This window comes from Halorussus marinus, from assembly GCF_004765795.1.
In the GTDB taxonomy this organism is placed as follows: Archaea; Halobacteriota; Halobacteria; order Halobacteriales; family Haladaptataceae; genus Halorussus; species Halorussus marinus.
This window is the reverse complement of the sequence record NZ_SBIV01000002.1, coordinates 395,401-413,839: the sequence shown is the minus strand read 5'-3', so window position 1 is coordinate 413,839 and position 18,439 is coordinate 395,401. Positions and strand designations below refer to the sequence as shown.

General features: G+C 68.9%; 16 protein-coding genes. 12 read left to right on the top strand and 4 right to left on the bottom strand.

Annotated elements, in window-relative coordinates; translation table 11 throughout:
* The first annotated feature begins 30 nt into the window (after positions 1-30).
* A complete protein-coding gene (locus tag EPY72_RS06035; protein ID WP_134671040.1) occupies positions 31-234 on the top strand; it encodes a DUF7472 family protein in 204 nt (67 codons plus the stop codon).
* Positions 235-253: 19 nt separating this feature from the next.
* On the opposite strand, the gene EPY72_RS06030 is transcribed toward EPY72_RS06035, so the two are convergent.
* Positions 254-1,348, bottom strand: a complete 1,095-nt coding sequence (locus EPY72_RS06030) for a DNA primase large subunit PriL (RefSeq protein ID WP_134671039.1) — start codon at positions 1,346-1,348, stop codon at positions 254-256.
* Between the two features lie 80 nt (positions 1,349-1,428).
* Between EPY72_RS06030 and EPY72_RS06025 the strand changes: the two genes are divergently transcribed.
* Together EPY72_RS06025 and EPY72_RS06020 are read left to right on the top strand one after the other, a co-directional pair.
* Positions 1,429-1,782: a nuclear transport factor 2 family protein gene (locus EPY72_RS06025; RefSeq protein WP_135805857.1), complete on the top strand. Its 354-nt coding sequence runs from the start codon at positions 1,429-1,431 to the stop codon at positions 1,780-1,782.
* A gap of 73 nt (positions 1,783-1,855) precedes the next feature.
* Positions 1,856-2,269: an EamA family transporter gene (locus EPY72_RS06020; protein ID WP_134671037.1), complete on the top strand. Its 414-nt coding sequence runs from the start codon at positions 1,856-1,858 to the stop codon at positions 2,267-2,269.
* Positions 2,270-2,306: 37 nt separating this feature from the next.
* Here the strand turns inward: EPY72_RS06020 and serS are convergent, their stop codons facing one another.
* Positions 2,307-3,665, bottom strand: coding sequence for a serine--tRNA ligase (gene serS / locus EPY72_RS06015; RefSeq protein WP_135805945.1), 1,359 nt, complete (start codon positions 3,663-3,665; stop codon positions 2,307-2,309).
* 134 nt (positions 3,666-3,799) lie between these two features.
* Here serS and EPY72_RS06010 point away from each other — a divergent pair, with 134 nt between their 5' ends.
* The 6 genes from EPY72_RS06010 (at position 3,800) to EPY72_RS05985 (ending at position 11,456) form a co-directional block, all read left to right on the top strand.
* Positions 3,800-4,714, top strand: a complete 915-nt coding sequence (locus tag EPY72_RS06010) for an MBL fold metallo-hydrolase (RefSeq protein ID WP_135805856.1) — start codon at positions 3,800-3,802, stop codon at positions 4,712-4,714.
* A 132-nt stretch (positions 4,715-4,846) separates the two neighbouring features.
* Complete coding sequence (locus EPY72_RS06005) at positions 4,847-6,856, top strand: AMP-dependent synthetase/ligase (protein WP_135805855.1); 2,010 nt, start codon at positions 4,847-4,849, stop codon at positions 6,854-6,856.
* Between the two features lie 114 nt (positions 6,857-6,970).
* Positions 6,971-8,854 (top strand): cation:proton antiporter domain-containing protein, encoded by a 1,884-nt coding sequence (locus EPY72_RS06000; protein ID WP_134671034.1) that lies wholly within the window; start codon positions 6,971-6,973, stop codon positions 8,852-8,854.
* Positions 8,855-9,035: 181 nt separating this feature from the next.
* Positions 9,036-10,718 carry an aldehyde ferredoxin oxidoreductase family protein gene (locus tag EPY72_RS05995; RefSeq protein ID WP_135805854.1) on the top strand — a complete coding sequence of 561 codons (1,683 nt, stop codon included), beginning with the start codon at positions 9,036-9,038 and terminating at the stop codon, positions 10,716-10,718.
* A gap of 148 nt (positions 10,719-10,866) precedes the next feature.
* Entirely contained in the window at positions 10,867-11,265 is a 399-nt protein-coding gene (locus EPY72_RS05990) for a DUF2178 domain-containing protein (protein WP_135805853.1), read from the top strand.
* Positions 11,262-11,456, top strand: coding sequence for a helix-turn-helix transcriptional regulator (locus tag EPY72_RS05985; RefSeq protein ID WP_135805852.1), 195 nt, complete (start codon positions 11,262-11,264; stop codon positions 11,454-11,456). Before EPY72_RS05990 ends, EPY72_RS05985 begins: the two co-directional genes overlap by 4 nt.
* Before the next feature lie 24 nt (positions 11,457-11,480).
* Here EPY72_RS05985 and EPY72_RS05980 read toward each other — a convergent pair whose 3' ends face one another.
* On the bottom strand, positions 11,481-12,623 hold the full coding sequence (locus EPY72_RS05980) for a thiolase family protein (protein ID WP_134671030.1): 1,143 nt from the start codon (positions 12,621-12,623) through the stop codon (positions 11,481-11,483).
* Positions 12,624-12,787: 164 nt separating this feature from the next.
* On the opposite strand from EPY72_RS05980, the gene EPY72_RS05975 reads away from it, so the two are divergent.
* The 3 genes from EPY72_RS05975 (at position 12,788) to EPY72_RS05965 (ending at position 16,980) form a co-directional block, all read left to right on the top strand.
* Positions 12,788-14,566, top strand: coding sequence for a flippase activity-associated protein Agl23 (locus EPY72_RS05975; protein ID WP_134671029.1), 1,779 nt, complete (start codon positions 12,788-12,790; stop codon positions 14,564-14,566).
* Between the two features lie 76 nt (positions 14,567-14,642).
* A complete protein-coding gene (locus tag EPY72_RS05970; protein WP_134671028.1) occupies positions 14,643-16,025 on the top strand; it encodes an ATP-binding protein in 1,383 nt (460 codons plus the stop codon).
* Positions 16,026-16,104: 79 nt separating this feature from the next.
* Positions 16,105-16,980 carry an MBL fold metallo-hydrolase gene (locus tag EPY72_RS05965; RefSeq protein WP_135805851.1) on the top strand — a complete coding sequence of 292 codons (876 nt, stop codon included), beginning with the start codon at positions 16,105-16,107 and terminating at the stop codon, positions 16,978-16,980.
* Positions 16,981-16,999: 19 nt separating this feature from the next.
* Here EPY72_RS05965 and EPY72_RS05960 read toward each other — a convergent pair whose 3' ends face one another.
* Positions 17,000-18,427 (bottom strand): PGF-CTERM sorting domain-containing protein, encoded by a 1,428-nt coding sequence (locus tag EPY72_RS05960; protein WP_135805850.1) that lies wholly within the window; start codon positions 18,425-18,427, stop codon positions 17,000-17,002.
* Positions 18,428-18,439: the final 12 nt, after the last annotated feature.

Sequence of the window (18,439 nt, the reverse complement as noted above, 5' to 3'; positions counted from 1 at the left end):
CTTTTGCGGGTGCCCCCGGAAGCCCCCGCCATGAACATCGAGCAGGAGACGCTCCGGGACATCGCCGTCTCCGTCGGGGCGGTCGGGCTGTTCGTCGCGCTGTTGGCGTTCGTCGGGACGACCTTCGGCGAGAACGGACTCACAGAGACCGGCGCGCTCGCGGTCATCGGCGTCATCGTCTTCTTCGTCCTTCTCATGACCGGGATCGGCGTCTGGATGGCGTATCAGGAGTAGCGGCCCCGTCTCTTCTGTATCAGCGCTCGCGCCAGTCTTCGACGTCGTCGACCGCCTCTAGGGCCTGCTCGTAGTACGCCAGCGGGTGGCGGATCGTCTCACACCGGGCGTCCGCGGTCGGGTCGCTCTCGTCGGCCACCGGGCAGTCGCCGTAGGCGGCCATCGTCTCGCACGACGGCGGGGCGTACTGCGCGCCGGCGTCGTCCCCGACGCGGGCCGCCCGGTAGCGGAGTCGGGTCGCGACCGTCGGGTCGTCGACCTCCCAGAGCGCCAGCATCTCGTCGGGGTCGGCCCCCGCGCTGGCGAGAAACGCGACGAGCGCGAACCGCGAATGTGCCGAGAGCTCCTCGTCGGCCCGCGCCCGATCGAGGAGACTCCGCATGCACGGCGGGAACTGGCCGGGTGCGAGCACGTCGATGTCGCGGGCCACGTCCACCTCCGAGAAGGCGTCTTCGAGTTCGGCCACCTCCTCGGTCAGTCCCTCCCGGATCTCGTCGGGAACCTCGGTCGGGAGTCCGTCGGCGACTCGCGCGCGGACCGCCTCCCGGAGCAGGTCGTGGAGCTCCGACTCGTCGATCGTGACCGCGCCGTCGGCCACCTCGCGGGTGGCGAGCCGCCACGAGTCGCCGTCGAACCCGCCCGCGAGCCGGAGGTAGGCGGGGACCGCGACCGCGAACCCGGGGTCGGCGACCTCGACGTCGCGAGCGAGATCGAACTCCCGCAGGAGGTACGCCCGGGGGACCTTCCCGTCGGTCGGGGTCCGCTGGCCCTCTCCGAGCGCCGCGAAGTCGTCGGTGAACCGCTCGTAAGCGGTCCGGGCCTCGGCGTCGGCGTACTTCTCGACCGCGCCGGGGGCGTCCAGAAGCGAGACTAACACTCGGGCGACCGGGTACGAGAGGAGTTCGGCCTGCACGCCGGGGTGGCGCTCGCCGTCGGGCACGTCGACGGTCCCGTCGAGCAGGGCGCGTTCGACCCGCTGGACCCCGCGGTCGACCGCGGGGTGGCGCCCGTCGGCGCTCGCCGAGACGATCATCTCGGCGAGGCCGACGTCCGCCTCTCGGACCGCCTCGCGCGAGGCGTCGAGAAACGGGTAGTCGGCGTGGAACGGGTCCATACTCCCCTCATTTGGACCGACCCCGATAAACGCGACGAAGACCGCCGGGGTTGATGGGCGCGGGGCCCGTCGGACCGATCATGAGCGAAGCGACCGCGCTGGCCTACTACGACGCCGTCGACGCGGGCGACTACGCGGCGCTGGCGGACCTGCTCGCGCCCGAGGCGGTCCACGATCGGCCCGACCGACGGATCGAGGGCCGCGAGGCGCTGGTGACGTTCATGCGCGACGGCCGACCGAATCGGGACACGTCCCACGAGGTGGCGACGGTGCTGACCGCGTCCGGCGACGGCGGCGATCGCGGTCGCGACGCCGGGAGCGTCGCGGTCGAGGGTCGGCTGTTCGACGCCGAGGGCAATCCCATGTTCGGGTTCGTCGACGTGTTCTCGTTCGAGGCAGGACGCATCGCGGAGATCAGAACGTACACGCGCTGACACACGGATCGCGGTTCCGGCAGTCGCCGACCGCTTTCCAAACCCATAGGTGCGCGACGGCCGAACCGACGGCATGAACTACCTCGCGTGGGCGGTCCTCGCGCTCGTCGGCTACTCCGTGTTCACGCCGCTGGCGAGCCTCGCGACCAACGAGATTCCGAGCACAGTCGTCGCGCTCGTGGCCAACAGCATGCTCGCGCTGTCGGCGGCGGCGGTCATCGCCGTCCGCGACGAGTCGGTGACCCCGTACCTGACCGGCGGGAACGCGGTGTACATGTACGCCGCCGGAGTGTTCCTCAGCGTCGGCATCCTCGCGTACTATCAGGCGCTCGGGAAGGGCCCGGTCAGCGTCGTGGTGCCGGTGTTCGGGATGTTTCTGGTCGGGAGCGCGCTGCTCGGCGTCGTCTTCCTCGGCGACCCCCTGACCGTCCGGAAAGCGGCGGGCATCGCGCTCGCGGCGACCGGCGTCTACCTCACGACGACCTGATCGGCGCGCCGGGCCGACGGTCGGCCGAACCGACCGGCTACTCCTTCTCGCCCGCGCCGACCGCGCTCTCGCCGATCGGCTCGTGGCCCTCGATGACCTCGGTGGCGCCCATGTACGGCCGGAGGGGCTCGGGCACGGTGACGGTGCCGTCGTCGTTCTGGTAGTACTCGAGGATCGCGACCATCACGCGGGGCAGGGCCAGCCCCGAACCGTTGAGCGTGTGGAGGTACTCGGTCGACTCGTGGCGCTCGGGCCGGTACCGAAGGCCCGCCCGCCGGGCCTGAAAGTCCTCGAAGTTCGACACCGACGACACTTCGAGCCACCGGCCGCCCTCCTCGGGGCCGTCGCCCATGTCGTCGCCGGGCGCCCACACCTCGATGTCGTACTTCTTGGCCTGCGTGAACCCGAGGTCGGCGGTACACATCTCCAGGATCCGGTAGGGGAGATCGAGCCGGCGGAGGACTTCTTCGGCCTCGTCGACCAGCCGGTCGAACGCCTCGTAGCTGGTCTCGGGCTCGACGAAGTTGACCATCTCGACCTTGTTGAACTGGTGGACCCGGACGATCCCCCGCGTCTCGGTGCCGTGCTCGCCCGCCTCGCGCCGGAAGTTGGGGGTGTAGGCCTGATGTTTGACCGGCAGGTCGTCCTTCAGGAGGATGTCGTCGCGGTACATGTTGGTGACCGGCACCTCCGCGGTCGGGCAGAGCCAGAGGTCCTCGCCCTCCAGCTTGTAGGCGTCCCCGGCGAACTTCGGGAGCTGGCCGGTGCCGGTCATCGACTCGCTGTTGACCGGAATCGGCGGGAACAGGTCGACGTACCCCTGCTCGCGGTGGAGATCGAGCATGAACTGGAGCAGTGCGTACTCCAACTGGGCGCCCTCGCCCTTCAGGAAGTAGAAGCCGCTCCCGGTCGTCTTGGCCGCCCGGGCCTCGTCGATGATGTCGAGGTCCTCGCCGAGTTCGTAGTGGGGCGTTATCGTCTCGGGGAGGTCGCGCAGGTCCTCGAACCCCTCACGGCGGCGCTCGACGTTGTCGTCCTCGCTGTCGCCGACCGGCACCTCCTCGTGGGGAATCTGTGGGAGTCGGAGCAGTTCGTCTTCTAGGGTCTCGGCGAGGTCGGCCGCCCGCTCCTCGACGGTTTCGATCTCGCCTTTGAGTTCCTGGGAGCGCTCGATGGCCGCCTCGGCCTGCTCGTGGTCGCCGGCCTGCTTGAGCTCGCCGATCTCGGTGCTGACCTCGTTGCGCTCGTGGCGCAGATCGTCGCCGCGGGCCTTGAGTTCGCGCCACTCCTCGTCGAGTTCGAGAATCCGGTCGAAGTCCACGTCGGCCACGCCCTTCTGTTCGAGCGCGGTCCGGACCTCGTCGGGGTTCTCGCGGATGTAGTTCCGGTCGAGCATTCCTACTCGTTTCATCCCCCTCCCGGCAAAAAACCGTATCGTTCGTGAGACACCGAGTGACGAGGCGGGCCGGGAACTCCCACTGACTGTCGGCGGGCGAACCGCTTTTGTCCCGTCCGGACCCACTCACGGCCATGGCACGAGGCGACCTCCGCGAGGTGACGACGGGTAGCTGTTCGGATCTCTACTACCTCGACACCGGCATGTACGACACCGACGAGTACGGCGCGGTCTACATCTACGACGCCGCCCGGCCCGCGATCGTGGAGACGGGGATCGGCACGCACCACGAGGTGATCCTCGACGCGCTCGACGAGCTGTCGATCGCCCGCGAGGAGGTGGCGGTCATCGCCCCGACTCACGTCCACCTCGACCACGCCGGCGGGGCGGGGTTTCTCGCGGAGGCGTGTCCGAACGCCGAGGTGTACGTCCACGAGATCGGCGCGTCCCACCTCGCCGACCCCGGGCGACTCGTCGAGGGGACCAAGGCCGCGGTCGGCGACCAGTGGGAGTTTTACGTCGAACCCGAGCCCGTGCCCGAGGACCGCCTCGTAGCGCTTCAGGCGGGCGACGAGATCCACCTCGGCGACCACCGCCTCGACGTCTATCACGCGCCGGGCCACGCGCCCCATCAGGTGATCTTCCACGATCCGGGCGACGACGCCGTCTTCACCGCCGACGCCGCCGGCATCTGGGTGCCCGAACTGGGCGAGATCCGCGAGACGTCGCCGCCGCCGAACTTCGATCTCGACGCCTGCCTCGCGGACCTCGAAACCGTCCGGGACCTCGACCCCGAGACCCTGCTGTACACTCACTTCGGTCCCCGCGAGTACCGCGAGGGCGCGATGGACGAGTACGAGGCGGTGCTGACCGAGTGGGTCGAGTCGGTCGAGCAGAAATACGACGAACTCGGCGACGGCGAGGCGACCGAGGCGTTTTTCGCCGACCGCACCGAGATGGACGCGGTGTGGGGCGAGCGCAAAGCCCGGGGCGAGACCGCGATGAACGTCCGAGGCGTGCTGACGTACCTCCGCGGTCGCGAGGACTGAGTCGGCGACGCGTCGGGGCTCGCGACGCCGGGGGTCGCCGTCGCGTCGACTCTCACGGGCGGCGAATAAACCCGAATGAACGTTCGGGACGTTCGGAGGTAGCTTAATGTCCCGGGCGTCTGAGAGGACGGTATGGAGTGGCGTGACGCGGAACGGGCGTACGAGGACGAGGTGGTCGGTCGGTCGACGCTCCCCCGGATGTTCGAGGAGAGCGCCGCCAGAAATTCGAACCGGCCGGCCCAGCAGTACAAGGGCGGCGTCTACGACCGATCGCTGGTCGGGACGGCGCTCCCCGCGGCGCCCGACGGCGAGTTCCGGGCGATCTCCTACGCGGAGATGCGGGAGATCGTCCGGTCGCTCGCGGCGGGCTTTCGCGACCTCGGCGTCGGCGCCGACGACCGGGTCGGCATCTTCTCGGCGACCCGGATGGAGTGGGCCCAGTGTGACTTCGGACTGCTCGCCGCCGGCGCGGTCGTGACCACGGTGTATCGGGGGTCGTCGCCGAGGCAGGTCGCACACCTCCTCGGGGACCCCGACGCGTCGGGCGTCGTCGTCGAGAACCCGGACCTGCTCGATCGCGTCGTCTCGGTCCAGGACGACCTCGATCTGGAGTTCGCGGTCCTGCTCGACGGCGCGGCCGGCGACGCCCCCGACGACGCGGCGTTCGACGTGCTGACGCTCGGCGACGTGTACGAGCGCGGCGAGGCGGCGTTCGACGAGGCCGACTACGAGTCGTGGCTCGACGCCCGCGACCCGGCGGACCTCGCGACGCTCATCTACACCTCCGGGACCACCGGCACCCCGAAGGGAGTCCGGCTCACTCACTGGAACTTCCGGTCGAACGTCAATCAGTGCTACAAGCGGTTCGGTCCCCGCCCCGACAAGGACGACGACGTGCCGGTCCTCGACGAGACGGCGAGCACCGTCTCGTTTCTCCCGCTGGCCCACGTCCTCGAACGGCTCGCGGGCCATTTCATGATGTTCGCGGCGGGCGCGACGGTCGCCTACGCCGAGAGCCCCGACACCCTCCGGGAGGACTTTCAGGCGGTCGGACCGACCACCGGCACCAGCGTCCCGCGGGTGTACGAGCGCATCTACGACGCCATCCGCGAGCAGGCCGAGTCCTCGCCGATCAGCGAGCGACTCTTCGAGTGGGCGACCGACGTCGGCCGGGAGTACTTCGAGACCGAGTCGCCGGGGCCGGTGTTGCGCGCGAAGCGGGCGGTCGCCGACCGGCTCGTCTTCCGGAAAGTCCGTGCGGGGCTCGGCGGGAACGTCGACTTTCTCATCAGCGGCGGGGGGAGCCTCTCGCCCGAGCTGTGTGCGCTGTATCACGGGATGGGGCTTCCGATCCTCGAAGGGTACGGGCTGACCGAGACCTCCCCGGTCATCGCGGTCAACCCGCCCGAGGAGCCGAAGGTCGGCACCATCGGCCCGCCGGTCGTCGACGCCGAGGTCCGAGTCGACGAGTCGGTGGTATCGGGCGAGACCTTCGAGGACGCCGAGGGCGAGGTCGGCGAACTCCTCGTGCGAGGACCGAACGTCACCGACGGCTACTGGCAACTCCCCGAGGAAACCGAACGGGCGTTCACGGACGGCCCGTCCGCGGGCGACGAGAGCGGCGAGTCGTCCGACCAACAGTGGTTGCGCACCGGCGACGTGGTGGAACTGCGCCCCGACGACTACATCGCGTTCCGTGAGCGCGCCAAGGAGCTGTTGGTGCTTTCGACCGGCAAGAACGTCGCGCCGGGGCCCATCGAGGACGCGTTCGCCGCGAGCGACGTCGTCGAGCAGTGCATGGTGGTCGGCGACGGCCAGAAGTTCGTCTCGGCCATCCTGGTGCCGAACGTCGAGACCCTGCGGGCCCGCGCCGACGGGGAGGGGATCGAACTCCCCGAGGAGCGCCGGGCGTTCTGTCGGGACGACCGCGTCCGGGCGTGGATCGACGAGGCGGTCGAGGAGGTCAACGAGCGGTTCGAGCCCTACGAGCAGATCAAGCAGTACCGGATCGTCCCCGAGGAGTTCACCGAGGACAACGACCTGCTCACCCCGACGATGAAGAAAAAGCGTCGGAACATCTTGGAGCGCTTCGCCGACGAGATCGACGAAATCTACGCCAGAGACTACGAGGACGCATCGTGACCCGCCCCGACCGCCGGCGGAGACGCGAGTACTCACAATCTCTGCCGGATCCATCGCAACCGACCGTTTTTAAGCCCCTCAGGACATTGGACACGGACACGGAGGTTATACAAGGTGTCAGCTGGCGGTAGCGGCGTCGGGCTCGTCCCCCTCGTGGCCGGTATTCTCGGCCTCGGAGTGGCGGCACAGGTACTGTCCGACCGATTTCAGGTGCCGAGCGTGCTGTTTCTCATCCTCGCGGGCATCTCGGTCGGTCCGACCGGATTCGGCATCGTCACCGCCGAGACGTTCGGCGAGAGCCTCTCGGCCATCGTCGGTCTGAGCGTGGCGATCATCGTCTTCGAGGGCGCGTTCCACCTCAAGCTCGACCGGCTTCGAGAGGCCCCGTCGGCGACCATCAGGCTGGTCACGCTCGGGGCTATGATCTCGCTGGTCGGGACCGCCGCCGTCATTCGGTTCGCGCTCGGCGAGACGTGGGAGCTGTCGCTGCTCATCGGCTCGCTGCTGGTCGCGACCGGCCCGACGGTCATCACGCCGATTCTGGAGGTCGTTCCGGTCCGAGACCGCGTGGCGACGGCCCTCGAAACCGAGGGCGTCGTCAACGACGTGACCGCCGCGATCCTCGCAATCGTCATCTTCCAGTTGGTCGTTCAGGAGGACCCGACCGCGACCGCGGTGCTCGCGGACTTCGCGCGACGGCTCGGCATCGGGATCGTGGTCGGCATGGTCGTCGCCGGGGTCATCTGGTACCTGCTTCGGTACGTCGACCTCTCGCCGGACAACGCCCCGCAGAACGCCCGGCTGGTCACGCTCGCCGGCGCGCTGGTCGCCTACGGTGGCGCCAACACGCTGGCGACCGAGGCGGGCATCGCGGCGGTCGCGACCGCCGGCATACTGCTCGGCAACGCCGATCTCCCCTACGAGGAGAACATCGAGTCGTTCAAGGGCGACGTGACCCTGCTGGTCCTGTCGTTCGTCTTCATCGCGCTGGCGGCGCTCCTCCAGCTCGGCGACCTCGTGTCGCTCGGGCTGGGCGGGATCGTCGTGGTGTTGGTGGTCGCGCTCGTCGTGCGGCCGCTACTCGTGTTCCTCTCGACGACGGGCGATCGGTACACGACCGCCGAGAAGCTGTTCATGAGCGTGGTCGGCCCTCGGGGTATCATCCCGGCGTCGGTCGCGACGCTGTTCGCCGTCGAGCTGAGCAACCCCGCGAACGCCTACTACGATCCGCAGGCAGCGAGCGTCCTCGTCGGGACCGTCTTTCTGGTGATCCTGACGACGGTCGTCTTCGAGGGCGGCTTCGCCCGCCACATCGCCGAATATCTGGACGTGATACCAATGCGTGTACTCATCATCGGAGGAGGCAAGGTGGGCCGTGCGCTCGCCGAACGCCTCGAAGAGCGCGGAGAGAACGTCGTCATCATCGAGCGCGAGCAAGAGATGGTGGAGATGACCCGCGAAGCGGGCTTTACCGCCCACCACGGCGACGGCACCGACACCGAGATACTCAGGAAGGCGGGCGCCGGCAACGCCAAGATCGTCGTGGCCGCGACCGGCGACGACGACGCCAACCTCCTGGTCGCACAGCTCGCCGACTCGAAGTTCGACGTCGAGACCGTCATCGCGCGGGCCAACAACCCCGACAACGTCGACGCCTTCGAGGACCTCGGCGTCCGGACGATCGACGCCTCGTCGGCGACAGCGTGGGCCATCGACAACGTGATCGAACGGCCCGCGCTGTCGAACTGGATGACCGAGATCGGTCGGTCCGGCGACGTTCAGGAGATCGAGGTCACCGCCGAGGACCTCGTTGGCAAGACCATCTCGGAGCTCGACGATCAGCTCCCCAACGGCGTCCTCATCGCCATGGTCGGCCGGGGCGGCGACAGCGAGGTCCCCACCGAGGACTTCACCCTCCAGCAGGGCGACCACATCACCTTCCTCGGCCGGAAGGAGTCGGTCCACGAGGCGATCGATCGCTGTCATCCCCACGAGTAGCGCGGCGCAGACTCGCGGGTCTCCGGTCGCGGGCGACGACGACTTCAGACCCGGCGTCCCCGCGCCGGCGTCGGCTCGCCGCCGACTACCGAACTGATTCGCCGAGGGCGCTCGAACTGACGCCGAGTCTGGCGTGTGGCCATCTTTATCACCTCCGAAGCGATACACGATACCTGAGACCATGATACACAGCAAGGGCCCGCTGCTCACGGTCGATCTGGGCGAGCGCGAAACCCGCACGGAGGACATCGACGACGTGCTCGAATCGTTCATCGGCGGTCGGGGCGTCGGGACCAAACTCGGCCACGATCGGATCCCGTTCGACGCCGACCCGCTCGGCCCCGACAACCGGCTGGTCTTTACCACCGGCCCCATGCAGATGTCGACGATGAGCTTCACGGGCCGGATGAACGCCACCGGGCTGTCGCCGCTCACCGACGGCCTGCTGTCGTCGAACGCCGGCGGGTTCATGTCGCGGAACTTCGCCGACACCGGCTACAGCGCGGTCGAGATCGTCGGCGAGAGCGACGAGACGCTCGCGATCCACGTCACCGACGAGGGCGTCGAGTTCGAACCGGTGGCCGATCTGGCGGGCGCCACGGTCCCCGAGACCTGCGAGTACATCGAGGAGACCCACGGACTCAGCAGCGAACACGTCGCCTGCATCGGGCCGGCGGGCGAGAACGAGGTCCGGTTCGCCTCCATCATGACGACCGAAGAGCGGGCGTTCGGTCGGGGCGGACTCGGCGCGGTGCTCGGCGCGAAAGGCGTCAAGGCGATCACGTTCGAGGGCGACGCCGCCCCCGAGATCGAGATCCCGGCGACCCAGATGGAGATCCACCGCGAGGCCGCGACCGAAGACCACATCATGAAACGACAGGGCACGGTCTCGGTGATGGACCTCGCCAACGAGATCGACGGCCTGCCCTCCTACTACTTCTCCGAGCAGTCGTTCGAGGGCGCCGAGGGGATCAACGGCGACGCGGTCGAGCAGAAAAAGTACAAGAAAGGGACCTGCTCGGCGTGCGCGTTCGCGTGCAAACTCCCGACCAGAGACGAGGCGGCCGGCGTCGAGACCGAGGGCCCGGAGTTCGAGACGGCGATGGCGTTCGGGTCGAACGCCGGCATCGACGACATCGTCGACGTGATGAAGTCCAACGAGCTCTGTGACCGCTACGGTCTCGACACCATCTCGACGGGCAACACCGTCTCGGCGTACCTCGCGAGCGAGGACGAGTTCGGCGACGAGGAGCTCATCCTCGACCTCGTCGAGAAGATCGCCAACCGCGAGGGCGTCGGCGACACGCTCGCGGAGGGGATCGACCGGATCCACGACGACCTCGGGGTCGGCAACTGGACCGTGAAGGGCATGGACTTTGCGGCCCACGAGGGCCGAGTCCTCCACGGGCAGGGGCTCTCGTACGCGGTCGCCAACCGCGGCGGCGATCACATGTACGCGACCTTCTACTCGGTCGAGTACCCCCTCGTGCCCAAAGAGGAGGGCATGGCGCCGAGAGGTCTGGAGGGCAAGCCCGAGCGCCTCGTGAAACGCGAGAACCTGATGGCGCTCAACGACGCCGGCGTGGTCTGTAAGTTCTCGCGGGACTTCATGAGCCCCGAGCGCTACGAGTCGCTGTTCGGCGCGGACTTCGAGGACCTGCTCGCGGTCGGCGATCGGATCGTCGAACTCGAACGCCACTTCAACAACAAGCGGGGGATCGACCGCGAGGCCGACCGACTGCCCTACGACCTGCCGGGCTTCGAGGACGCCCTCGACGAGTACTACGCGGTCCGGGGCTGGAACGACGACGGCACCGTCCCCGACGGCCACGTCTCGCCCGGCGCGGCGAGCGCCGACGACTGAGCCGGCCGGCTCTTCGAGCTCCCTTTCGTCGACGGCCGATCGCGGTTTTCTGCTCTCGGATCGCTCGATCACCCCTAGATTTATTGTCGAGTGTAAAAGAGACTTTACTGTAAAGCGAGCTTTACGACAAGCGCGCTTGACACCACCCATGACACGAACCGAAACCTTCGGAGCGACCTCGTATCGCCGGGCCTACGTCGGCCTGTGGACGCTCGCCGGCCTGCTGTTCGCCGCCCTCATCGGGTTCGGATACCGGCTGTGGGCGGTCGGGGCGTTCGCCCTGCTCGCGGGCGCGACCGTCGCCATCGAGTGGCGCGCCGACGCGACGCTGTTCGACGAGCGCGACGAGTCGATCCACCGCGTCGCGAGCGCGAAGACGGTGGGGTTCTACGGCGTGCTCTCGGCGATCGTCTTCCCCGCGCTGGTCGCGCTCGACGCGCTGGGCCGCTTCGAGTGGGGGCCGATGGCCGCCGGCGTCGCGTGGACGGTCGCGGCCCTGTACGTCACGTACGGAGCGATGGCGCTCGCGGTCGGCGCCCGCCGATGAAAAACTCGTTGCCGGACCTCCGCGAGCGACGCGGCCTGAGTCAGGCCGACCTCGCCGACGACGTCGGGGTCACGCGCCAGACCATCAACTCGATCGAGCGGGGCCGCTACGACCCGTCGCTCGAACTCGCGTTCGCGCTCGCCGATCGGTTCGAGTGCCGGATCGAGGACATCTTCGACCCCGACGGGTGAGCGGTCGCCGAGATCGCCTCCGTACTACTTGCGCTCGAAGGTGATCGCCGCGCCCTGCCCGAAGCCGACACAGAGCGTCGCGAGCCCCTTGTCGGCGTCGCGCTTCTCCATCTCGTGGACGAGGGTCACGGGCAGTCGCGCGCCCGAGGCGCCGAGCGGGTGACCGAGGGCGATCGCGCCGCCGTTGACGTTGAACTTCTCGGGGTCGATCCCGAGCTCGTCGCGCGAGTAGACACACTGGCTCGCGAACGCCTCGTTGAGCTCCACGAGGTCGAACTCTTCGATGTCCTCGCCGGTACGTTCGAGCAGGCCGCGAGTCGCGGGCACCGGACCGATCCCCATCACGGTGGGGTCGACGCCCGCGACGTTGTTGTCGCCGACGTGGGCCAGCACGTCGAGGCCGTGTTCGTCGGCGAACGCCTTGCTGGTGACCAGCGTCGCGGCCGCGCCGTCGCTGATCTGGGAGGCGTTGCCCGGCGTGACCGTGCCGTCGCCCTTGAACACCGTCGGAAGCTGGCCGAGCGCCTCCATGCTGGTGTCCCGGCGGATGCCCTCGTCTTCCTCGACGACCCCGTCGTCAGTTTCGATCGGGACGATCTCGTCGTCGAACCGCCCGGAGTCGGTGGCGTCGGCGGCGCGCTGTTGGCTCTGGAGGGCGTACTCGTCTTGGGTCTCTCGGGAGATGTCGTACTCCTCGGCGACCTTCTCGGCGGTCATCCCCATCTGGAGCTCGCCGACGTTGTAGTGCTCGGCGAGCGCCGGGTGGACGCTGCTGTACCCGTTGCTCATCGGGACGCGGCTCATGTTCTCGACCCCGCCGGCGATGATGGCGGTCCGCTGGCCCGCCCGGATCGCGTCGCTCGCGCTGATGATCGCCTGCATCGAGGAGGCACACCACCGGTTGATGGTGGTGGCCGGTACCCCCTCGCCGAGCTCCGACAGCAGGGCGATCACGCGGGCGACGTTGTTGTCCTGCTCGTCGCGCTGCTGTGCGACGCCCCACATCAGGTCGTCGATCTCCTCGCCGGTGAGGCCGGTCTCCGAGAGGATCGTGTCCACGAGCGGGACCGAGAGGTCCTCGCTTCGGGTGTCTGCGTACACGCCGTCCTCTTTGCCCTGGGGCGTTCGAACCGCCTTCGCGATGACTGGAGTGGTGTCGTCTCCCATACTACTCGTTGCGTCCCGGACGTTCATAAATGACCGTAGAACTCCGCCCGCGTCGAGAGGAGTTGGTCCAGAAACTATTTGTCCGAACCCCCGGCATTAGCGTGTAATGAGACTCCCCGCTCGCGGCGCGCGTCGACCGATCTCTCTGTCTCGCTCGCTGATCCATGGCTTCAGAGACTGAATCGCGCCCGTCGACCGCGACCGCCCGCGAGACGCTGACCGGCTACGCCTCCCGGACCGAACTCGCTGTCGTCGCGGTCGCCCTGTTCGCGGTGGCGATCCGACTCGTTGGTCTGGGCACCCGGGTCGCCCACCAGGACGAGGCCCGGGTCGCCTACTGGGCGTACCGCTACATGGAGACGGGCGTCTACTGGTATCGGCCCATCGTCCACGGGCCGTTCCTGACCATCGTCGACGCGCAGGTGTTCGAACTCCTCGGCGCCTCGGACTTCACGATGCGGCTCCCGGTCGCGCTCATCAGCGGGCTCCTGCCCCTGACCGCCCTCCTGTTTCGGGACCGACTCCGGAGCGCCGAGATGATCGCGTACGCGCTGGTGCTTGCGGCCAACCCGCTCGTGCTCTACTACTCGCGGTTCTACCGCAACGACGTGCTGCTCGCGGGGTTCATGCTCGCGGCGTTCGCCTTCTACGTCCGGGCCTACGACACCCGGAAGGCCCGCCACCTCTATCTGGGGACCGCGGCGTTCGCGCTGGCGGTCACCACCAAGGAGAACGCGCTGGTCTACCCCGTCTGCTGGCTCGGCGCGACCGCCCTGCTGTGGGACCACCGGCTGTTCACCCGGCGGGCCGGCGAGGCCGGCCTCCTCGGGACCGTCTGGGCGCAGGTCCGGACGACCGCGCGGAGCCTCGCCGACTGGTGGCACCACTTCGCGCTCGCGGCCGTGGAGTTTCTGGCCGTCGTCGTGTTCTTCTACGCGCCCCGCGGCGAAGCGGCGGTCCCGAGCCCGACGCTGGGCGAGACGCTCCGGGATCCGACGCTGGTGCCCGCGCTGGTCGAGGAGGCCACCCTCGGGTCGTGGGACGCGTTCACCGGCCAGTGGGGAAGCGGGAACACCGACTCGTACCTCGCGGCGATCCGTGACTTCATCCCGGTGCTCGAAACGGGCGCGCTCGTGCTCGTGGGGTTCGCGGTGGTCGGCTTCCTCGTCGACCGCTACTCGGGCGAGCGCCCCCGCGACGCGGTCGCGTTCGCGTCCTACTGGGGGATATTCAGCTTCCTCGGCTACCCCGTCATCGTCTCGAACCACTTCCCGTGGGAGATGGTCCACGTCGTCGTCCCGCTGGTGATTCCGGCCGCGGTCGGGCTCGCGCTGGTCGCCCGCGTCGGGTTCGAGAGCGTGACCGACGGGGACGCCGTCTCGGCCACCGCCGCCGGGCTAGTGGTGTTGCTGGTCGTCGCGCAGGTCGGCGCGACCGCCTACGGCACCTCGTTCGCCGACGCCCAGAGCGGGGACAACGAGCTGGTCCAGTACGCCCAGTCGTCGAGCGAGATGAAGCCGTTGCTCGGCGAGCTACGCCGGGTGGTCGAGGCCAACGACGGTATCGACGCGCTGTACTACGGCGACGACACCGACTTCGACGGCGACGAGTTTTACGCCCCCGATCCCGAGTCCCACGAGACGCCGCCGGCGGGCGACGGCTGGTTCGAGCGACTGCCGTTCGCGTGGTACATGGAGACATACGGCGCCGAGACCGACAGCACCGACCGCGCCGAACTGATCGCGGGGATGGACGACAAGCCCCCGATCGTCTTCGCGTTCGGCGAGTCGGCCACCTGCACCGACGAGTACGACAACGCGGGCGACATCGACCAGTACATGGACGGCTACGAGCGCCACGAGGTCCAGCGGTTCGCCCACGACAGCGGCTGTATCGTCAGTAGCGTGGTGGTGTACGTCGACGAGGACGCGCCGCGGGCCTGACGCGCCCGCGGCCGTCTCCCCCGCGTTCGGGCGGCTTCGACGCGCTTAAGCACCCGTGGCATCAAAACTCCGGGGAATGAGCGACGCGGCTCTGGACGTCGTCGAGTTCCTGCTTACCACGCGCGTCTACAACGACGACCGGGAGTTGGACGAAAACGACCTTCCCCCACGCTACCGACAGGTGTTCTGGCCAGACGGCGAGACCGACCGGGACCGGCCCGGAACCGACGGCGACTCGCCGTTGGGCATCGAGCGCCCGCTCCGGGCGACGATCGACACGGCCCGCCGGGCGACGGGCGTCGACAACCCCTGGAGCGCGATCTCCGAGCTGATGTTCACCGACCGCGACGAGTTCTCGGGATCGCTCGAACTCACCCAGCCCGAGATGGCCGAGGAGTGGTTCCTCGGGCGGGCCGACGAGCGCGTGCTCCACAACCCCGCGTTGGCGGCCGCCTTCGAGGACGAAGTCGACGGCGCCGACTACGAGGCCGCCCGCGACGCCAACCGCCCGGTCCAGGCCGACCGGGCGTGGATCGACGGCCTGCTCGCGGAGTACTTCGCCGACGAGGAAGAAGAGGAGATGCTCGATCTCGTGGACATCCGGGCGCCCGAGGAGATCGAGACCACCCTCGACGACCTCGTGCTCACCACCGATCAGGAGGCCGAGATCCACAAGATCGTCAAGGCCATCGAGCACCGCGAGTACCTCGCCCACATCGGGCTCCGGGAGATCGGCAAGCTCCTGTTCGTCGGCCCGCCGGGCACCGGCAAGACCTCGACCGCCCGCGCGCTGGCCTACGACCTCGATCTCCCCTTCGTGGAGGTCAAGCTCTCGATGATCACGAGCCAGTACCTCGGCGAGACCGCAAAGAACGTCGAGAAGGTGTTCGAGGTCGCAAAGCGGCTCTCGCCCTGTATCCTGTTCATGGACGAGTTCGACTTCGTCGCCAAGACCCGGTCGTCCGACGAGCACGCCGCGATCAAGCGCGCGGTCAACACCCTGCTCAAGTCCATCGACGACATCAGCCTGATCCAGGACGACGTGTTGCTGATCGGCGCGACCAACCACCCCGACCAGCTCGACGCCGCGGCGTGGCGGCGCTTCGACGAGATCGTCAACTTCCCCAAGCCCGACGTGGAGATGCGCGCCGACATCCTCCGGCTCATCACCCGGCCGATGGAGATCGCGGACTTCGACCCCGCGGCGCTGGCCGAGGAGACTGAGGGGCTGACCGGTAGCGACCTCCGGATGGTGCTCCGGGAGGCCGTCCTCGACGCGCTGACCGAGGAGCGGACCGAGCTCACCCAAGAGGACTTTCTCGACGCCGTCATCGACTTCGAGGAGCGAGACAACCTCAAGGACCTCGACATGATCGAGGGCGACCACGACGCGCTGGTCGCTGGCGGGGACATCTCCGGCGGCGCGAGCGCCGACGGCGGGCACAGCCACGACCACTGAACGGCCCGCCGCCGACGGACCGGACCGACGCGGCCCCGTCCCGGGAAGCTTTGTATTCGACGCTCATACCCCCGGGCAGATGGAAGTCACGCTACTCGGCACCGGCGACACGACCGGCACCCCAACGCCGGGGTGTGACTGCGACACCTGCGAGGCGGCCCGCGATCCGGGCGACGACACGCGTCGCCGACTTCGCGAGCGCGGAATCGACGCCAGCGGCGGCGTCGAGCGCTCGCGCTTCTCGGTCCACGTCCGCAACGAGCGCACCGACGAGTGCCTACTGATCGATCTGAGTCCCGACTTTCGCCACCAGTTTCTCCACCGCGACGTCGCGCTCCCCGACGAGGCGCTGATCACCCACATCCACTTCGACCACCTCGACGGGCTGGGCAACGCCTACCGGCTGTTCGAGGACCTGCCGGTCCACGCCGCCAGCGAGGTCGACCCCGTCACCGGCGAGAGCGTCGCCGACACGATCCGAGACAAGTACGACTACCTCGACCGGGTGACGGTGTCGGATCACGCGCCCCACGAGGTCTTCGCGGCCTGCGGTTTCGAGGTCCGACTGGTGCCGGTCGACCACCCGCCGCTGGTCTGCTACGGCGTCGTCGTCGAGGACCCCGAAACGGGTGCGACGCTCTCGCTGACCGGCGACACGAGCTACGGGATCCCCGAACGGTCCCGGGAGGCGCTGGCGGGCGCCGACCTCCTGCTCGCCGACGCCATCGTGCCCGCCGACCTCTGCGAGCACCACCCCGCCGGCGGCGACCACCACGGCCCCGACGGCGTCCCCCGAACGTTCGGCACCAAACACATGACCCGCGAGGGAGCGCTCGCGCTGGCCGACGAACTCGACGCCGCGGAGACGCGGCTGGTCCACCTCGCCCACTACTACCCGGTCGAGGAGGCGTTCGAGGAGCCCCTGGCGGTCGACGGCGAGCGCTATCGGCTCTGAGGGCTCGGGCCTGCGAGCGCTACCGGCCTCGACGCCGCCCGACGGCGAGCGCGAGCGCGGTCGCGACGCCCGAAAGCGCGGCGACCGGACCGAACCCGGGGACCGAGCTCGTCGCGCCCTCGGTCTCGCTCTCGGCGGTCCGGGCGTCGGCGTCGGCCTCGTCGAGCGCGCTCTCGGTGGTCCGAGCGTCGGTTTCGGTCGGCGTCTGGTCCTCGGCCCACCCGGTCACGTTTTCGAGCCGCCGGTGGCAGGCTTCGAGCGCGCTGGCGTTCTCGTGGCGCCCCTCGCCGCCGTCGATCTCGCGGGCGCCCGTCGCGTTCAGATCGGCCATCGTCGGGCCGCCGCTCTCGTTGGTCTGGCTCAGGCGCGCGGCGTCGTAGATCAGCCACGGCGCGTAGAACTCCCAGACGACCTCGCCCTCGGGGGTCACCTCCGCGACCCGGTGGCTCGCCGAGTCGGTCACGAGCGTGTCGCCGTCGGCGAGCCGGTCGGCGTCCCGCGGCCAGTTCAGGTCGCCGGTCAGGCTCCACGTCCGGGTCCAGCCGTCGCCGTCGGTCGGGTCCCGACCGCGGTTGGCGTACTCGACGATCCGGTCGTTCTCGCTGTCGCCGACCAGTAGCGTGGGCGTCCCGTTCTCGCTTTCGAGGTAGTCGGGGTTGTGCTGTTCGTCGAGCACGTCGTGGTTCTGGTCGGCGCCCAGCTTCAGCTCGATCTCGCCGGTCGAGCGGTTCACGACGATCGCCTGATCGAAGTTCCGCGGCGAGGCCAGATACAGCCCCTCGCCGACCTCGTCGACGTCGTTTACGTGGGTCCAGTCGTCGGTGTAGTTCTCCGCGACGTCGTCCCGATCGTAGTGGTCGTCGAAGTGCCACTCCCACTCGATCTCCTCGGTCGTGCGGTTGTAGACGAAGATGCGGTCCTCGTTCTCGTCGGTCGTCTCGTTGTAATTGCGCATGTTGGCGACCAGAATCTCCTCGCCGCCCTCGATCAGGTCGGCGTCGTGGGTGTCGGCGAGGTCGAATCGCTCGGTCCAGACTCGCTGTTGGGCGGCGGGGTCGAACTCGTAGACGACGGTCTCGTGGCCCCGGACGGTGGCGGTCACGAAGACGTGTCCGTTCGCCATCGGGTCGACGTCGTAGCCCCACACCGCGTCGAGCTCCTCGGCGCTCTGGTGGACCCACCGGATCTCGCCCCGCGGTCCGACGCCGACGAGCTTGGCGGGCCGCTTGCCGCCCTCGGAGCCAAAGCGCATCCCCTGGACGCTGACGACGGTCGTACCGTTCGCGGGCTCGGTGACGGTGCCGACGCAGGGGTCGTCGGGCGCGGGCTGGCCGGCCCGGGTTCCGATCTCGGCCCCGCTCCCCCCGGCGACCGCGGGCGGAATCGCGGTCGAGAGACAACACAGCACCGTGACGGTGAGGACCCACCGCCGCGAGAACGTGTGCATGGGTTCCCGTAT